This window comes from Cupriavidus laharis, assembly GCF_914271435.1.
GTDB lineage: Bacteria > Pseudomonadota > Gammaproteobacteria > Burkholderiales > Burkholderiaceae > Cupriavidus > Cupriavidus laharis.
In genome coordinates, this window is the sequence record NZ_CAJZAI010000001.1 from 176,950 (window position 1) to 193,204 (window position 16,255).

General features: G+C 63.2%; 16 protein-coding genes. 3 read left to right on the forward strand and 13 right to left on the reverse strand.

Features of this window, described 5'->3' with window-relative positions; all coding sequences use genetic code 11:
* Positions 1–19: 19 nt before the first annotated feature.
* From groL to LDO29_RS00815, 3 genes are all read left to right on the forward strand, one after another.
* A complete protein-coding gene (gene groL, locus LDO29_RS00805; protein ID WP_224077895.1) occupies positions 20–1,663 on the forward strand; it encodes a chaperonin GroEL in 1,644 nt (547 codons plus the stop codon).
* Positions 1,664–2,122: 459 nt separating this feature from the next.
* Entirely contained in the window at positions 2,123–2,539 is a 417-nt protein-coding gene (locus LDO29_RS00810; protein ID WP_224077896.1) for a TadE/TadG family type IV pilus assembly protein, read from the forward strand.
* A gap of 30 nt (positions 2,540–2,569) precedes the next feature.
* On the forward strand, positions 2,570–3,679 hold the full coding sequence (locus tag LDO29_RS00815) for a pilus assembly protein TadG-related protein (RefSeq protein WP_224077897.1): 1,110 nt from the start codon (positions 2,570–2,572) through the stop codon (positions 3,677–3,679).
* Between the two features lie 460 nt (positions 3,680–4,139).
* On the opposite strand, the gene LDO29_RS00820 is transcribed toward LDO29_RS00815, so the two are convergent.
* The 13 genes from LDO29_RS00820 to LDO29_RS00880 form a co-directional block, all read right to left on the reverse strand.
* Positions 4,140–4,925, reverse strand: coding sequence for a metallophosphoesterase (locus tag LDO29_RS00820; protein WP_224077898.1), 786 nt, complete (start codon positions 4,923–4,925; stop codon positions 4,140–4,142).
* 235 nt (positions 4,926–5,160) lie between these two features.
* Positions 5,161–6,135 carry a type II secretion system F family protein gene (locus LDO29_RS00825; protein WP_224077899.1) on the reverse strand — a complete coding sequence of 325 codons (975 nt, stop codon included), beginning with the start codon at positions 6,133–6,135 and terminating at the stop codon, positions 5,161–5,163.
* An 84-nt stretch (positions 6,136–6,219) separates the two neighbouring features.
* Entirely contained in the window at positions 6,220–7,197 is a 978-nt protein-coding gene (locus LDO29_RS00830; RefSeq protein WP_224077900.1) for a type II secretion system F family protein, read from the reverse strand.
* Positions 7,198–7,242: 45 nt separating this feature from the next.
* On the reverse strand, positions 7,243–8,622 hold the full coding sequence (locus LDO29_RS00835; protein ID WP_224077901.1) for a CpaF family protein: 1,380 nt from the start codon (positions 8,620–8,622) through the stop codon (positions 7,243–7,245).
* 52 nt (positions 8,623–8,674) lie between these two features.
* Positions 8,675–9,868, reverse strand: a complete 1,194-nt coding sequence (locus LDO29_RS00840) for an AAA family ATPase (RefSeq protein WP_224077902.1) — start codon at positions 9,866–9,868, stop codon at positions 8,675–8,677.
* Positions 9,869–9,933: 65 nt separating this feature from the next.
* Complete coding sequence (locus LDO29_RS00845; protein ID WP_224077903.1) at positions 9,934–10,278, reverse strand: hypothetical protein; 345 nt, start codon at positions 10,276–10,278, stop codon at positions 9,934–9,936.
* A 33-nt stretch (positions 10,279–10,311) separates the two neighbouring features.
* Complete coding sequence (locus tag LDO29_RS00850; RefSeq protein ID WP_224077904.1) at positions 10,312–12,213, reverse strand: type II and III secretion system protein family protein; 1,902 nt, start codon at positions 12,211–12,213, stop codon at positions 10,312–10,314.
* Between the two features lie 65 nt (positions 12,214–12,278).
* The gene (cpaB, locus tag LDO29_RS00855; RefSeq protein WP_224077905.1) at positions 12,279–13,121 is read right to left on the reverse strand and encodes a Flp pilus assembly protein CpaB; all 843 of its coding nucleotides are present in this window, start codon (positions 13,119–13,121) and stop codon (positions 12,279–12,281) included.
* 40 nt (positions 13,122–13,161) lie between these two features.
* Positions 13,162–14,580, reverse strand: a complete 1,419-nt coding sequence (locus LDO29_RS00860; protein ID WP_224077906.1) for a P-loop NTPase family protein — start codon at positions 14,578–14,580, stop codon at positions 13,162–13,164.
* A 71-nt stretch (positions 14,581–14,651) separates the two neighbouring features.
* Entirely contained in the window at positions 14,652–15,155 is a 504-nt protein-coding gene (locus LDO29_RS00865; RefSeq protein ID WP_224077907.1) for an A24 family peptidase, read from the reverse strand.
* Positions 15,156–15,192: 37 nt separating this feature from the next.
* Positions 15,193–15,366, reverse strand: a complete 174-nt coding sequence (locus LDO29_RS00870; RefSeq protein WP_224077908.1) for a Flp family type IVb pilin — start codon at positions 15,364–15,366, stop codon at positions 15,193–15,195.
* Between the two features lie 71 nt (positions 15,367–15,437).
* Positions 15,438–15,611: a Flp family type IVb pilin gene (locus LDO29_RS00875; RefSeq protein WP_224077909.1), complete on the reverse strand. Its 174-nt coding sequence runs from the start codon at positions 15,609–15,611 to the stop codon at positions 15,438–15,440.
* Between the two features lie 94 nt (positions 15,612–15,705).
* Positions 15,706–15,879, reverse strand: a complete 174-nt coding sequence (locus LDO29_RS00880) for a Flp family type IVb pilin (protein ID WP_224077910.1) — start codon at positions 15,877–15,879, stop codon at positions 15,706–15,708.
* Between the last annotated feature and the right edge of the window lie 376 nt (positions 15,880–16,255).

Sequence of the window (16,255 nt, forward strand, 5' to 3'; positions counted from 1 at the left end):
GAATTAGGAGAATCAGAACATGGCAGCAAAAGATGTAGTGTTCGGCGACGCCGCCCGTGCCAAGATGGTCGAAGGCGTGAACATCCTCGCCAACGCAGTGAAGGTTACCCTGGGTCCGAAGGGCCGCAACGTGGTGCTGGAGCGTAGCTTCGGCGGCCCGACCGTGACCAAGGACGGTGTGTCCGTGGCCAAGGAAATCGAGCTGAAGGACAAGCTGCAGAACATGGGCGCCCAGATGGTCAAGGAAGTGGCTTCCAAGACCAGCGACAACGCCGGTGACGGTACCACCACCGCTACCGTGCTGGCCCAGTCGATCGTGCGCGAAGGCATGAAGTTCGTCGCCGCCGGCATGAACCCGATGGACCTGAAGCGCGGTATCGACAAGGCTGTCGCCGCCGCCGTGGAAGAGCTGAAGAAGGTCAGCAAGCCCACCACCACCAGCAAGGAAATCGCCCAGGTTGGCGCGATCTCGGCCAACAGCGACGCCTCCATCGGTGAGCGCATCGCCGAAGCCATGGACAAGGTCGGCAAGGAAGGCGTGATCACCGTCGAAGACGGCAAGTCGCTGGCCGACGAGCTGGAAGTCGTGGAAGGCATGCAGTTCGACCGCGGCTACCTGTCGCCGTACTTCATCAACAACCCGGAAAAGCAAGTTGTCCAGCTGGACAGCCCGTTCGTGCTGCTGTTCGACAAGAAGGTTTCGAACATCCGCGACCTGCTGCCGGTGCTGGAGCAAGTGGCCAAGGCTGGCCGCCCGCTGCTGATCATCGCTGAAGACGTCGAAGGCGAAGCCCTGGCGACCCTGGTGGTGAACAACATCCGTGGCATCCTGAAGACCGCCGCCGTCAAGGCTCCGGGCTTCGGCGACCGCCGCAAGGCCATGCTGGAAGACATCGCCATCCTGACCGGCGGCACCGTCATCGCCGAAGAAATCGGCCTGACGCTGGAAAAGGCGACCCTGAACGACCTGGGCCAGGCCAAGCGCATCGAGATCGGCAAGGAAAACACCATCATCATCGATGGCGCCGGCGACGCAGCTGCGATCGAAGGCCGCGTGAAGCAAATCCGCGCCCAGATCGAAGAAGCGACCTCGGACTACGACCGTGAGAAGCTGCAAGAGCGCGTGGCCAAGCTGGCCGGCGGTGTTGCCGTGATCAAGGTTGGCGCTGCCACCGAAGTCGAAATGAAGGAAAAGAAGGCCCGCGTGGAAGACGCCCTGCACGCCACCCGCGCTGCGGTGGAAGAAGGTATCGTCCCCGGCGGCGGCGTGGCCCTGCTGCGCGCCCGCGCTGCGATCTCGGCACTGACCGGCGACAACGCCGACCAGAACGCCGGTATCAAGATCGTGCTGCGCGCCATGGAAGAGCCGCTGCGCCAGATCGTGCTGAACGCTGGTGAAGAAGCGTCGGTCGTCGTTGCCAAGGTCATCGAAGGCAAGGGCAACTACGGCTACAACGCTGCTTCGGGCGAGTACGGCGACCTGGTGGAAATGGGCGTGCTGGACCCGACCAAGGTCACCCGCACCGCACTGCAGAACGCCGCTTCGGTGGCTTCGCTGATGCTGACCACCGACTGCGCCGTGGCTGAGACGCCGAAGGAAGAGTCGGCTCCGGCAATGCCGGGTGGTATGGGCGGCATGGGTGGTATGGAAGGCATGATGTAATCACGCTGACTGACTGCCTTAACCGGCAGGCTGTCTGAGAAGACCCCCGCAAGCGAAAGCTTGCGGGGGTTTTTTTACTTGCTCGATGCCAGGTTGGTGATGGCGCGGCCTGTCGCCAGAGGTATGAATCAAGTCTGCAACACGCAGCGGGCTTGGCTGGGGTCGACGCAGGTACGTCAATACGACATAGCTCTCTCGCAAGTGCATCCGCTTGCACTATTGAGGCGGTCACGCCGGCCTTGTCCTGTTTCGGGACGGATCCGAGACCTCGCTGCCTCCGGCTTTCGCGGCCCCGTGTTTCATTTCTTGATCGCTTCCCGGCTGTCAGCCTGTCGGCTTGTTCCGCCATTGGATCGATACCAATGGCCGTACGCATCGCCAAGAATGCATGTACGTCGGTAGGGCTTGTAATCCGCCCCATCGTGCTCACGCTCGGGGTGGAGAAGAAGGAGACGCAAAATGCAAGCTAAGCAAAAGCAAAAAGGCGTGGCCGCAGTTGAATTTGCCATTGTCTTGCCGATCCTTCTGATGATCGTATTCGGTATCGTGGATTTCGGGATTGGCTTGTACAACAAGGCGGTGCTTACCAACGCCGCACGAGAGGGCGCGCGAGCAGGGATTGTGTTGCGGTCCCCGAAGTACACCGCGGCTGATGTCAACGCCGTGGTGCAGCAATACGCCGCGAACTACCTGATCACCTTCGGTACGACGAACACCCCAGTGGTCGATGCGACGGTGGGGATCGGGGGAAGCTTCGGCCAGCCGCTGACGGTCAAGGTCTCCTGGACGTATAGCGGCCTTTGGTTGGGGCGGCTTTATTCAGCCTTCGCAAACCCGCTAGTGCTGTCCAGCACTGCGGTGATGAACAACGAATAAAACGTAGTCACAGACACGGAGGAGTCGATCATGCAACCGAAACTCAAGAAACAGAAAGGAGCGGTTGCGATCAAGACGGCGGTGATGCTCATAATGTTGCTGAGCCTCGCGGCCCTTGCGATTGATATCGGGAATCTCATGGTGGCGCGCAATGAGCTGCAGAACGCCGCGGACGCTGCGGCGCTGGCTGCGGCACCGTGTATCTACCCGCGTACGGAGTGCGGGAACGCTACGGCTACCGCCCCGGATTGGACGACGGCAGAGCAACGCGCCCGAAACATGGTGACGCTTAACAAAGTCCAGAACGTCACGGTCACCGTAGGGGATGCGTCTTCTGGGTATTGGGACATCAACGGGGTGCGCGGACTGCAATCGCCGCCGATCACCAAGACCGCGTCAGATCTACCGGCCGTTCGGGTAGTGATCACGAAGAACGCTGACACCAACGGCGTCGTGCAGACGTTCCTCGCGGGAATCATGGGGATCGTGAGTATGTCGCCTTCGGCGTCTGCTACTGCGGTGATGTCTAGCCCGGGGAATATCGGGCCGCAAAGTCTGTTCCCGATCGCGCTCTCGTCTTGTCTGTTCTCAAAGTACTGGGACACGTCCAACCAGACGCCAAAGCTCGCTCCGGACAACAACCCCCTGCCCAACAGCACGACCCCGCAGGTCAAGGGTGAACCGTTTAAATTCCAAATCGGCTCAGATTACCACTATGACATCTGTGAGTCCGGACAGTGGACGACCTTCAAGAGCGAGGCAAACGATGTGCCGTTTGTGCGCAAGCTGGTAAGTCGGACCAACGATAACGCCACCGATCATTTGGCGGTGGGGGAAGATCCGGGGACGTATATCCAGCCTGGTACGGAAAACAGCCTCTACAACTACGTGCATGATTGCTCGGCAGCGGGCAACAAAACGTGCGAGTGGGGGATTGTTCCGGTGGTGGATACGCTGGTCCCCAAGACCAAGCCGGTAGTCGTGGCGTTTGCCTGTGTCCATATCCTCGATGCGGACAACGGTAAGCTCCCGTATGTATTGGTGCAGATGTCCGCGGACCAGAGCAAGTGCACGGCCAAGGGCTCGGGCGGGGTTGGTACAGATTACGGGGTCTTGCAACCGCCCCGGTTGGTGCAATAAAGCCCAGAGTGGTGTGTGTGCAAGCGAACTCGCACGGGGCAAGAGCTCACGAACAGATTCAGCAACAGCCCTTAGGCCGCACTGATCGCTGATGTGCGAGTAGACGTTGTTGCTGAGCTGCCAACTGTGCTTGGCAATCTGGTGTGTCACCAATGTCTGCGAAATGCCGGAACTGTACTTGGTACCGACTTTGTACTGGTCGGCCTTGTACGGTCAATGAACTTGCGAGGAATCTGGCCGTGGGTTGCGCCATGTTGCCCTAGCTCAGGCTCTTGGTGCAGTCCGAGCAGACAGCCCATCCTTGGTGTGGCCTTATCGCCAGATCTACCAATAGCATGGTTGCGCTTTCGTCAGGCAGTGCGGCGAAGGCGCCAGTATCTTGAGCTACGGCTGCCGGATACAGCGATTCCGCTGGCGCAGTGGAAGAAGGTCGTGGTGAGAGCTCTGCGCCTGCGAGAGTTCAGATCTCAACCACGCAGCACCAGTCGAACCGCGGATTCTCAAGCTCGCCGGTGCGGCGGCTGACATAGCCACATGGATTGCACACCACGCGCGAGTCATCGATGCAATAGTCAAAGCTGGTATGCGTATGACCGTGGATCCACAGGTCGGCCTGCGCTACCAAGTCAGGCCGTCGCGACAGGAAGCCACCGGATACCAGGTCGTGCGAATAGCGCGGATCTAGGCTGCCTAGGTCTGGGCCATGGTGAGTCACTACCACGGTCTTGCCATCGAAGGGCCGCGCCAGTTGCCCCGCAAGCCAGGCAGACGCCGCTTCGTGACGTGACAGCGCGTCTTCCGGCAGGAAGTGCCGCAGGTGTCCGTCGTCGCCATTGAGCTCGATCAGCCGGTGGTCCAGCATCACTGTCGAACAGGCCTGCATCGATGCCTCGCGCCTGTCGGTGCCGAACAGGCAATAGTCTGTCCACCAGGTCGTGCCCAGGACGCGTATCCGTCCGTTGGCGCCGCTGAACTCCGCCACCGCGCCGTTGAGCAGGTGCATACCGGGATGAGTGGCCGCAGCATCCGCCATCAACCGCTCCACGGCGTCGAAATTGCCTTCGTAGTACTCATGGTTGCCCGGCACGTAGATCACCGGCTGGCCAAAGGTGCGGGCCGCCCAGTCGATGCCGTCGCGGCCATTGGCGATATCGCCGGCCAGTACCACGATATCGGCCTCGCAGGCCGGTACGGACTGGGGCATGGCGTGTTCGATATGCAGGTCGCTCAGGATGCGTAGTTTCATGGAGGACTCCGGGCGAATTCGTTCGCACTGTGCGCCGTGTCGGGCGACGGTGCTTGAATTCTTAAGAAGGCCGGCGATCCGGTCAAGTCCCTCGGCTCCGGGTGAGCGCTCAAGCGCCTGCGTAGTGCACCCGCAGCAAGCGAAAAGGCCCGGAGCCAGGTCCGGGCAAAAGACCGTCTTGCCGGCGTTGCACCGGGAGACAGCCGGGGGAACCGTTACCGGTTACCCGGAGAGGCTATCCACCCTGGCCGGCCATGGTCGGCAACAGGACGCGATAGATCTGGATGAATGCCGGACCCAGCAGTACCAGCAGCAGTGACGGGAAGATCGTGAAAATCAGCGGGAACAACAGCTTCAGGGCAATCTTGGCTGCCTGTTCCTCCGCCCGCATACGACGCTTGGTGCGCAGCATGTCCGACAGCACGCGCAGCGAGTCGCCCAGGCTGGTGCCGAAGCGGTCGGCCTGAATCAGCATGGATGCGAACTTGTCGACGTCCTCCACTCCTGTGCGCAGCGAGAGGTTGGTTAGCGCCTTCTCCTTGGAAAAGCCAGAGCGCAGCTCCAGCAGCATCAACTGCAGTTCGTCGGCAAGGACGGGGCAGCGCAGGGCCAGTTCGTCAGCCACGCGCATCAGCGCCGCGTCGAGGCCGAGGCCGGCTTCCACGCATACCGTCAGGAGATCGATGACGTCCGGAAATTCTTCGAACACCGTGCGCTGGCGCTCGGCCACCTTGCGAGCCAGTACGGCATTCGGCAGGTAATAGCCGATGGCGGCAAGCACGGTCAGCAAGGCAAGCATGGTTTGCTGTCCTTGCATCCCGGGATGGCCACTGGCCGCGATCAGACCGATCATCGGCAAGGCGACAGCAAGCACCGTCTTGGCGGTAAAGTACAGCGGGGCAGCACTTGCGCCACGCCATCCGGCGTTCATGAAGCGCACCCGCAATTGCGAGTTTTCCCATCCTTCCTTGGGCAGCGACAGGCGCGAGACTGGTTGAGCCCATTGGGCCAGCTTGCGAACCCAGGCGCGATGCTCTCCGGCGTCAACGCCTGGCTGTCCCGCCCGACCTCCTATCAGCTCGGCCCTGCCGCGCATGCGGTTTGGCGAGAACGCGTAGAGCACCCCAAACACCGTGCCGAATGCCGCAACGAAGATCAACCCAAGCACGACAAGCTGATCGGCCTGAAACCCCTGGATGATGCCTTGCATGATGGACTCCCGTCGGTCTGGCTGCCCAAGCCCCATGTGTTGAATCACTACGCGGTTCCGGTTCTGCCCGCGCCGGTGGTTGCGTCATACCCGGATGCGGATGATCTTGCGCATCCACAATACGCCGAACGTCATTGACACCAGCGCGCCGCCGACCATCTTCAGGCCAATCGGATCCTCCCACAGCACCTTCATGAAGCCTGGATTGATCATCAGGATCACCCCGGCGGTGGCGAAGGGCAGCAGGCCCAGCACCCAGGCAGACATGCGTCCCTCCGCGGACAGTACCCGGATCTTGTCGAACAGCTTCAGGCGTTCGCGCACCATGTTGCCGATGGTGTCGAGGATCTCCGCCAGGTTGCCGCCGCTTTCGCGCTGGATCAGGACAGCGATCACGAAGTAGCGCAGGTCGCCGACCGGTACCCGAATGGCGAGGTTGGTCATGGCTTCATCGAGCGCCACGCCGTAGTTAATTTCCTCGAAGGTCGTGCGGAACTCGGGGCCGATCGGTGCCTTCATTTCCTGGCCGACCATGCCGAGCGCACCGCTGAAGGAGTGTCCCGCGCGCAATGCACGGGCGATCATGTCGACAGCGTCGGGCAGTTGAGCTTCCATCTGCCGGACTCGCTTGGCGCGCAGGCGCATCACATGAAGGACCGGAAGGATCGCAGCCACTGCGGCGGCGACTAGCATCAGCGGCATCGGCACCGGTACTATCGGAATCAGTGCAATGGTGCACAGCGCCACCGTCGCGCAGTAGCCCAGCAACTGGGCCACTGACCATGAGCTTCCCGACTGCTCCAGCCACCGATCGAGCGCGCCGACGCGGGGCAGGCTCATCAGCCATTGCTGCATGCGCGGCGAGCCGGCGAGCAGCCGCTTCTTCAGGATCGACAACTGCTCGGCGCTGACCTGGCCCCCGGCGGACAGCGCCCGCAGCCGCGCCTCGATGCGCTTGGCCGCCGCGCCATGGGTGCTGTTCCACCAGATGAAGATACCCTCGACGCAGAGCACCACGGCCACGAACAGCAGGATGCCAAAGGCATAGAAGATCATGCTCATGAGTGTCTCCGCATGGCGTATTCGCCGTGATATTCCGTGGCAGCCTCAGACTTCATGGCGCTTGGCCGGATCGTAGGTTTCGTCGGGCAGTCCCACGCCGAATACGCGCAGCCGTTCGGCGAACTTCGGGTACACGCCCGTGGCGCGGAAATGGCCACGGACGGTGCCGTCCTTGTCCACGCCGGTGCGCTGGAAGGTGAAGATCTCCTGCATGTTGATGATGTCGCCTTCCATGCCGGTGATTTCCGAGATGCTGATGATCTTGCGCCGGCCGTCGGTCAGGCGCGCAGCCTGGACGATCACCGTGATCGCCGAGGCGATCTGCTGCCGCATGGCCTTGGCCGGCATGGTCAGGCCAGCCATGCTGACCATGTTCTCCAGGCGCGTCAGCGCATCGCGCGGCGTGTTGGCATGGATGGTCGTCAGCGATCCCTCATGGCCGGTGTTCATGGCGTTGAGCATGTCCAGCGCCTCGCCGCCGCGTACCTCACCCAGGATGATCCGGTCCGGGCGCATCCGCAGCGCGTTGCGCACCAGCGCGCGCTGCGTGATCTCACCCTTGCCCTCGATGTTGGGCGGGCGCGTTTCCAGCCGAAGCACATGGGGCTGGCGCAGCTGGAGTTCGGCCGCGTCTTCGATGGTGATCACGCGCTCGTCCTCAGGGATAAAGCCGGACAGGATATTCAGCAGCGTGGTCTTGCCGCTGCCGGTACCGCCCGATACCAGCACATTGACCTTGGCCTTGGACAAAGCCTGTAGCAGTTGCGCCATCGGCGGTGTCAGGCTGCGCAGTTCCACCAGGTCCGAAACCTGGAGCGGATTGACGGAAAAGCGGCGGATCGACAGCAGGGGCCCGTCGATGGCCGAAGGCGGAATGATGGCGTTGACGCGCGAGCCGTCTGGCAGGCGCGCATCCACCATGGGGCTGGTCTCGTCGATGCGACGGCCCACGCGCGAGACGATTTTCTCGATCACCTTCATCAAGTGCGCATCGTCGTAGAACACCACGTCGGTTAGTTCCAGCTTGCCGCGCCGTTCCACATAGGTCTGGCGCCCGGTATTGACCAAGATGTCCGAGACCGTGGGGTCCTTCAGCAGCGGCTCCAGCGGACCGAAGCCGAACATCTCATCGTAGATCTCGACCGTCAGCTGGCGTCGTTCGTTGTCATTGAGCAGAACCCTTTGCTCGTCGATGATCAGGTTGACCAGCGCGGCGATTTCCTGCTTCACCTGTTCTTGCGGAAAGCGTGCCAGGCGCTCGAGCTCTACCCGGTCCAGCACGGTCTCGTGCACGTCGCGCTTGAGGGCGTGGTAGCCCGGTGACGTAGTCGTGCCAGCCGGCGTTGCAGTCGTGAACTGGATCGCGGCATGGCCATTGGCCGTGAATGCAGGGCCGGCTCCCGCCAGTTGTTCGCGGATCGACATGATGGGCTCCTTGATTTTGAATAGGGTTCAGCGCGGGCCAGGCACGCCATCATCAGGTGCTTTTGGTGCGCAACATCAGGCGGCGTAGCGGCGATACAGCATCGGCTTTGCTATGGCGGCCGGTCTCGGGCGGGGTGGCCAGTTGTGCAGCCATGGCCTGCAGCGCTTTCGTGATGGCGCTGCGCCGGCTCAGCTTGCCAACAGGCTCGCCGTGGCTTACCGCTTCATCCACCGCAGACGGATCGTCGGGCAGGGCGAATGCCACTTTCATGCCGAAGATCTCTTCCATGGTCGCGCGCGGTACCTCGTTCTTGCGGCCCGTGCGATTCAGCACAAGCTGGATCTTGCCGGCCGGGTAGTGCAATGCGCGAAGGATATCCAGCATGCGGCGGCCTGGCCGCCCGCACGCGACGGCGGGCTCCGCAACGACATAGATGCGCTCGCTCTGGTCCAGCACGCCGATCGACAGGGGGTCGATGTTCTGGCCCATATCGAAGAGGATGAAGTCATAGTTCAGCTGTGCGACAGACAGGATCCACTCCAGCTTGTCCTTCTGGATCATTGTGGCCTTGACCGGATCCGTGGCTCCGGCGAGCACATCGAAGCCACTGTCAACGTGGACCAGGCAGGCATCGAGGAAGGCGGCGTCCATGCGCTCAATCTGGCCGCAGATGTCGGGGAGCGTGGACGGCGGTGTCTTGTCGCTGACGATGTGGGTCAGGTCGCCGAAGTGCCGGTTCAGGTCCACCACCAGCACGCGTTTTCCGTGTTGCCTGGCAATCGTGTCGCCGAGGTTGGCGGTGACGAAGCTTGTACCCACGCCGCCCTTGCACGAGATCACCGAGATGACCTGCGCGGCTTCATGCGTGCGCGGCACGTGGGTGGCTTCGACACGCTTCAGGGCCTCGGCCAGCTGTGCCTTGTCCAGCGGCCATGACAGCACGTCGCGGATGCCGGCGCGCATCGCCTTGATCAACACATCCGGACCCGGCGCCTGCGTGACCAGGATGCAGGGCAGGTCGGAGTGTTGCTGGCGCAGGGCCTCGATGGACAGCATCTGTGCCGGGCCGAGGTCCGGCAGCTCCACGATCAGCAGGTCCGCCATGCGCAGGCGGCTGGCATGGAGCGGGAAGCGGGCCAGGCCTTCCTGAAGCGACATGGCCCGGAAGTTCCCGACGGCGGCACAGAGTCGGCTGATCTCGGTCAGCCGTTCGGTGTTCTCGGATGCGATCAGGATCTTCAGCATGGTGTCCTCACGAGTCTCTGTTCTAGTTAGCCTGGGACGGAAGCGATGGCGAGCCTGTGGCGGACTCAGCGTGAGCTGCCCCCGCCCATGCCCATGCCGCCGTAGCCGCCCGCGCCGAAATCGACCGAGAAGCCGCCTGGCGCGCCGCCGGCCGTCTGCATGCGGCTCAGCGAGCGGTCAAAGTTCCGCATCGCGGCCACCGCGGTCTTGCCGTCGGTACCGGTGACCGTTGGCAATCCGGCCGGCGCATCGGGGTTGATGATCTGCATCTGGGTGACCGTGGCGAGCGCCACGCCACGTTGCCCGTCCCACACCGGGGTGGATGTCATGCAGGCTGACAGCCCGAGGCAGGACAGGGTGCCCAGCACCAGGGCGGCAGCGCCGCGCGAAAGCTTCGAGATCTTGCTCATGGTCGTTCTCCGGTTTGCTGATGGCGCGGCCGCTCAGTTGCTGCCCGATGCGGCGCCGGACGTTGCCGTGCCGGCGGTCCGAGCCTGCGCCAGCCGCGCAGCGGTGGCTTCGATGCGTGCGATGCGTGCAGCGGTGTCCTCGGGCGGCGGCAGCGCCGCCACGCTGCGCACTGATGCATCGGCCGGCTTTGGTGCAGCGGCCGCTGGCTGCGGGGCCGTCGGGGCCGGTGAAGGGGGCGTTGCCGGGGACGGAACCGCCACAGCGGACGGTTCGTCCAGCGGCCGGCCAATCGGCATGGCGGAGATCGACGTGGCCGGGGTGGCTTCGCTGCGAGGCGCCGACGGTGCAGTGGCGGGCGCTGCGGCCGGGGCCGGGGCGGCCGGCTGCGACGGGGCAGGGGCCGGGGCGGGCGGTGCATTGCGCCTGCCTTCCAGGTTGCCCATGAAGTACAGGGAGAACGGGTCTGGCGTGGCGAAGCTGTCGGTGGGCAGCGGATAGTTGTTGTTCGGCAGCGGCTTGACCAGGCGCGGCGTGATGATGAACACCAGTTCGGTCAGGTCCTGCTGGTACTGCGTGCTGCGGAACAGCGTGCCCAGCACCGGCACTTCACCCGCGCCCGGCAGCGCCTTGAGAGAACCGCGTGCGCTGTCCTGCAGCAGGCCTCCGATGGCAAAGCTCTCGCCATCACGCATCTGCACCGTGGTGGACGCACGGCGGGTGGTGATGAGCGGAAGCACGGTCTGGCCCGCCAATGAACTGCCGCTGACGGTTGCGCCCGTGGGCGACAGCTCCGACACTTCCGGCGCCACCTTCAGGTGGATGCGGCCATTGGCGAGTACTGTCGGCGTGAACTTCAGCCCCACACCGAACTCTTCTTCCTGCAGCGTGACGGTGCCGGCGCCGTTCAGCACATTGGCCTGCGCCACCGGGATGTAGATCTTGCCGCCGGCGAGGAAGCTGGCTTCCTGACCGCTAATGGTAACGAGGTTCGGCTCGGCCAGGATTTTGACCAGGCTGTCGTTCTTCTGCGCGTCAACCGCAAATTGGAATGGCTTGTTGTTGGCCTTGCTGCCGAAGATCGCCGCGGAGGCGCCCGTCAGCAGCGACGTCACCAGGCCGCCGGTCCAGGAGCCGAAGCCGCCTTGCAGGTTCACCGACGTGCCGAGCTGGTTCAGCAGCGTCTTCGAGACCTCCGCCACCTTCACTTCGAGCATCACCTGTTGCGGCGTGTCGACCGACATCATGTTGAGCACGCCGCCCTTCTTGCCGGCGTCACCGCCACCGCCCTGCGCCGCATTGGCATAGGCCTGCGCGATGTCCATGGCCTGCAGGGCCGATTGCGCATTGGTGACACTGCCGGTCAGCACCAGGTTGTCTGCGGCGGTCATCACGCGGATGCCTGGCTCGCCGGGCAGGAGCTGGCTGAGCGATGTCTGCAGCCCACCGGCGTCGGCGTTGACCACCACGTTGATGATGCTGCAGCTGCCGCTGCGGCCCTGCACGATCATGTTGGTGGTTCCCACCGCGCGCCCGAGTACATAGAGCGTCTGCGGCGATACCATCGTGGCCTGAACGACGTTCGGGTTGCCCAGCGTGCGATTGCGTACCGGTTCCTGCAGCGTGATCAACTGAGACTTGCCGACAGGAACGATCACGCTCGACTCATGGCGGACCGAGCCGGTGCAATTGGGGCCGCGTGCGTCAGCGGCCGGCACCGGCGGTGCGGACCCGACCGGCGCAGCGCCGGCGGGCGTCATGCTGATGGTCATCTGCATCGGCGCCTGGGGCGCCTTGCCTGCTGACGGCGCGGTGGCCTTGGTGAGGTTGCCGGCCTCGATGGCGGTTTGCGCCGCGGCGGCCAGCGGTGTGCAGAGGATGGCAGCCAGCACCAGGATGCGGGTGCCGCTGGCGGCTTCGGATCGTTTCTGGTTCATTTTGAATCTCCCCCCGGAGAGGCTGTGTTGCAGCTCGAAATTCGTGGGTGCCGTGCGCTACGAGATCAGAAGCACTCGACACCGCCCTGGATGCCTGCCAGCACGCCGATGCAGTTGCCCGAGCGCGGCTGTGCTGCCACCGTGCGGGTCTTGACCACGGTGCGCGTTTGCGTCTGCGTGACCACCTTGACCGGCGGCGCTTCCAGCGCCTTGCCCAGCAGCGTGCCCTTGGTGGCGCCACCAGTGTTGATGTCGGCCACGTCCATCTGGTTGCGCAGCACCAGCGACAGGGTCCCCACGCTGCGCGCCACGTCCAGCTTCTCGGCCTGATCTGGTGTGACCTCCAACGTCACCGCATTGACCACCTTCGGCTGGGTGTCGTCGCGGCTGACCTGCTGCGCCACCGCCAGCACCAGGATCTTCTCGAGCACGATCTTCGAGATGTTGCTGTTCTGCGTGCTCTTGGCATCTTCATTGGTATTGACGATCACGTCGACGAAGTTGCCCGGCAGCGCAAAGCCGGCCACGCCCACCACATCGTTGACGCGCACCGTGATGGCTCGCTTGCCGTCGTTGATGACGGCGGACAGTCCGCCCTTGGTTCCTACGGGGGCGAGCTTGGCATCGAGAATGGGCTCGCCGCGCTGCAGGCTGGTTCGAACCACGCGGCCTTCCAGCAATTTCAGGTCTTCGAATGCACCGGGCGGCACGCTGGCCGTCGGCCAGTTGACCAGGCGCAACTGGCTGCCGTTCAGCGGTTGCCCCAGATTCAGGTCGTTGGCGGCTACCACGACCTGTTTGACTGAACTGGACGATTGCTCCATCAGCCATCGCGACGCCGATACCACAGCCGCTACGCCGGCGAGCAGGGCAATCAGCAGCATCAGGATTGCACGTGTGTTCTTCATGATGACTCTCCCCTAGAAGTTCCGTGTGGGCTGGTACTGTTCAGCTTGCCGTGCGCTGGTCGAGGGACCAGTGATGGCGGTTGCTGGCGGGTGGCATGCCCTCAGCCGAGGCTCGCAGGCCGTAATAGGCTTGCCACGCGGCCAGCAGTCCCTCCTGGGTAACCTGCGGCGCATGGCCGTGATAGCGCACGCCCGACGCGACCAGGCGCAGCAGGTCGCGCGGGAGGCAGGCCAGCAGCGGCATGTCGCTCTCGTAATGCAGGCTGTCGACCAGGAAGTCGAATACGGTTTCAGCACTGGTCAGCCCGAAGTCAGCGACCGTGCGCTGGTACACCTCTCGGTAGTCATCGACCGATAGCGGCCCCACGTAGAGCTTGCTGCCGAGCCGGCGCAGAAAGGCGTCGTCGCCGAGCTCCGATGGCTCGAGGTTGGTCGAGAACACTGGCCAGACGTCGAAGGGCACCGAAAAGCGTACGCCGGTCTGCAGCGTGAACATGTCGACGGAACGGTCCAGTGGCACGATCCAGCGGTTGAGCAGGTCGTCGACGCCCACCAGCTGCCGGCCAAGATCATCGACAATGTAGATGCCGTTGTTGGCCTTCATATGCGGCGGTGCCTGGTAGAAGCCCGCGGTGCGGTCGTAGCGCAGGTCCAGCATGGACAGCGTGAGTTCGCCGCCGGACAGCACCACAGGTCGGTGGCACAGGACCCAGCGACGATCCAGCGAGCGGCGTGCCAGCGACGCTTCGCTTTCACTGAAGGGCACGTGAACCAGGGGGTCGAATACCTGGATGATCTCACCGGCCACGGTAATGGCATGTGGCACTGGCACCGCACCCGGCAGCAGCATGCCTAGACGCTGCGCCAGGTAGGTCTTGCCGCTGCCGGCAGGGCCGTAGATCATCAGCGCACGGCAGGTGTTGAGCGCCATGCCGATGGCGTCCAGCAGATGGACCGGGATTACCAGGTCATGGAAGGCCGCGGTGACATCGGCCTTGGTGACAGAGCCATGGCTGACCGAGTGGTGCTTGACGGCTTCGACATAAGCATCCAGGGTGACGGGTGCCGGGCCGTTGTAGCTGCAGCGCGCGGAAGCCTCGGCGGCACGCGTATAGCCGGCATCGGTGAGGCGGAAGCGTACGTCCAGGTCGCTCGCGCCCCGGTGCGCGATTTCCAGCAGGCGCTCGCGTACGGCGACTGAAGCGATTTCGTTGACCACGACAGCGGGGAGCTTCAGCGTGTCGATCAGCACTGCCAGCGTAACCGTGCGGTGCAGATACGCAGCCTTCATCAGCAGGCCCAGCAGCTGGGCGATCTCTAGCCCCGTATCGGCGATGGTACGCGGGAGCATATGCCAGGGAGGAAGGGACGTCGTGCCATGGTCGCCATTGGAACTTCTGCCTGTCGTGACGGGCTCGAGGAGCCGTGGTGCGTGACCCGTGTCGTGGTGCTCGTTCATTGCCGTCCCCTGTTTGCTCGTTCTCGTGTTCGTTAATGCATCCGTTAGTGGGCGCGATGGTGTTGTCTGCGCTATGTGCTGGCGAACAGCATGACCAAGGTGCCGGCGGCGATCGCCGCGCCGTAGGGGATGGATCCGACGGAGGGGCCTCTTTCGCCCGTTCGCAGGATCACGCCGATGTTGCGTACCAATTGCCTTTGCTGGCGAGACTTAAGCACCAGTACGATTGCCCAGACGCCACCCAGCAAGAACGTCACCATGGCAATTTGGAAAGCTAGCGTGGCACCCAGCCATGCGCCTGTGGCGGCCATCAGCTTTACATCGCCGGCGGCCATGCCGCGCAGCAGATAGAAGGGCAGGAAGATGCTGAGGCCGGTGAGCCATCCGAGCGCCCAGCCCGCTACGCCGCCACCAGCGCCGTGGATCGCCATCTGCACGGGCAATGCAAGCATCCAGGCGCTGAACGTTAGCCAATTCGGAATGCGTCTGCGGTGCAGGTCGATGGCGGCTGCCGTCAGCACCAGAGAGATGACGACGGGGGCAACAAAGGGCGAGAGGGTCGAGGTGGCGGACATGGCGGGCTTGGCTCGTTTCAGGTTGGCACAGCCCGAGTCAGGGCATTCTTGCCGCGATCATTTGGTAGAGCCCCAGGACACTGCCACCCAGAGCGCTGACAGCACTGACGATGACCATAGCGATCAGTGCACCCAACAATGCATACTCGATCGACGTTACGCCTTGCGTGTCGCGCTGCAATAATCTGCATAGGACAATGAAGCCGGGCATAGTGATCTCCTGGATCCGACTGGCACAGACATGGGCGGCGCATCTGCTCACCCCTTCGTGTGAATGGCCGGTTAGGGTAGCTCCGTGGCGATATAGCTGAACACGTTGCTCAGGCTTGTACCGATTGCCGTAAGCGAGGTAATGATGACGATAGCGATAAGCGCGGCAATCAAGCCATACTCGATCGCGGTAACGCCGTTGTCGTCACGTTGGAATGCTTTCAGTTGGGCGATGAGGGTACGCATTCTGCTTTCCTCTGTTTGGCGTTAGGGATTCATTGAGATGTGGCGTGCGGCGTGGGGGGCACCGTGCACCCCACGCCGAGTCAGCGCCCGCTGCTCAGGGGAGTTCCGTTGAGATATAGGTGAAGAGGTTGCTCAGGCTTGTACCCACTGCTGTCACCGCGGTAATGATTGCAACGGCGATCAGCGCTGCGATAAGGCCATACTCGATGGCGGTGACGCCGTTTTCATCACGGGCGAATTGCTTCAGGGCGTAGGTCAGGCGTTGCATGACAATCTCCTTATATTGGGGAGAAATCTCCCGGGCTTCATACAGACAACTTAGGTTTCATTCAGTGGGGTGAAGTGGCGGCTCGGCGGCGCGCAGATGGCGCAGGCGTGGAACGGCCAGCGGCCAACTCCTGCATGTGCCACTCGTAGGCTGCGTGCGTGCAGTCGCCGCTCCACAGAGGCATGCATGCAACTTGCCGCACGTTCTGCATGGCCTGCGGACATCGAGACCGAGACGCGGAATGGCACGCCACCGCCGCTGCGGGCGGCGGTGGCGTGACCGGTGTGCCGGTGCGATATGGCGGGCCAAGGTGCAGTTGGCATGGTAAGGCTCCCCGTGTTCGACTTTGCTGCCAGCAAACACTGTGCTGGCCGTC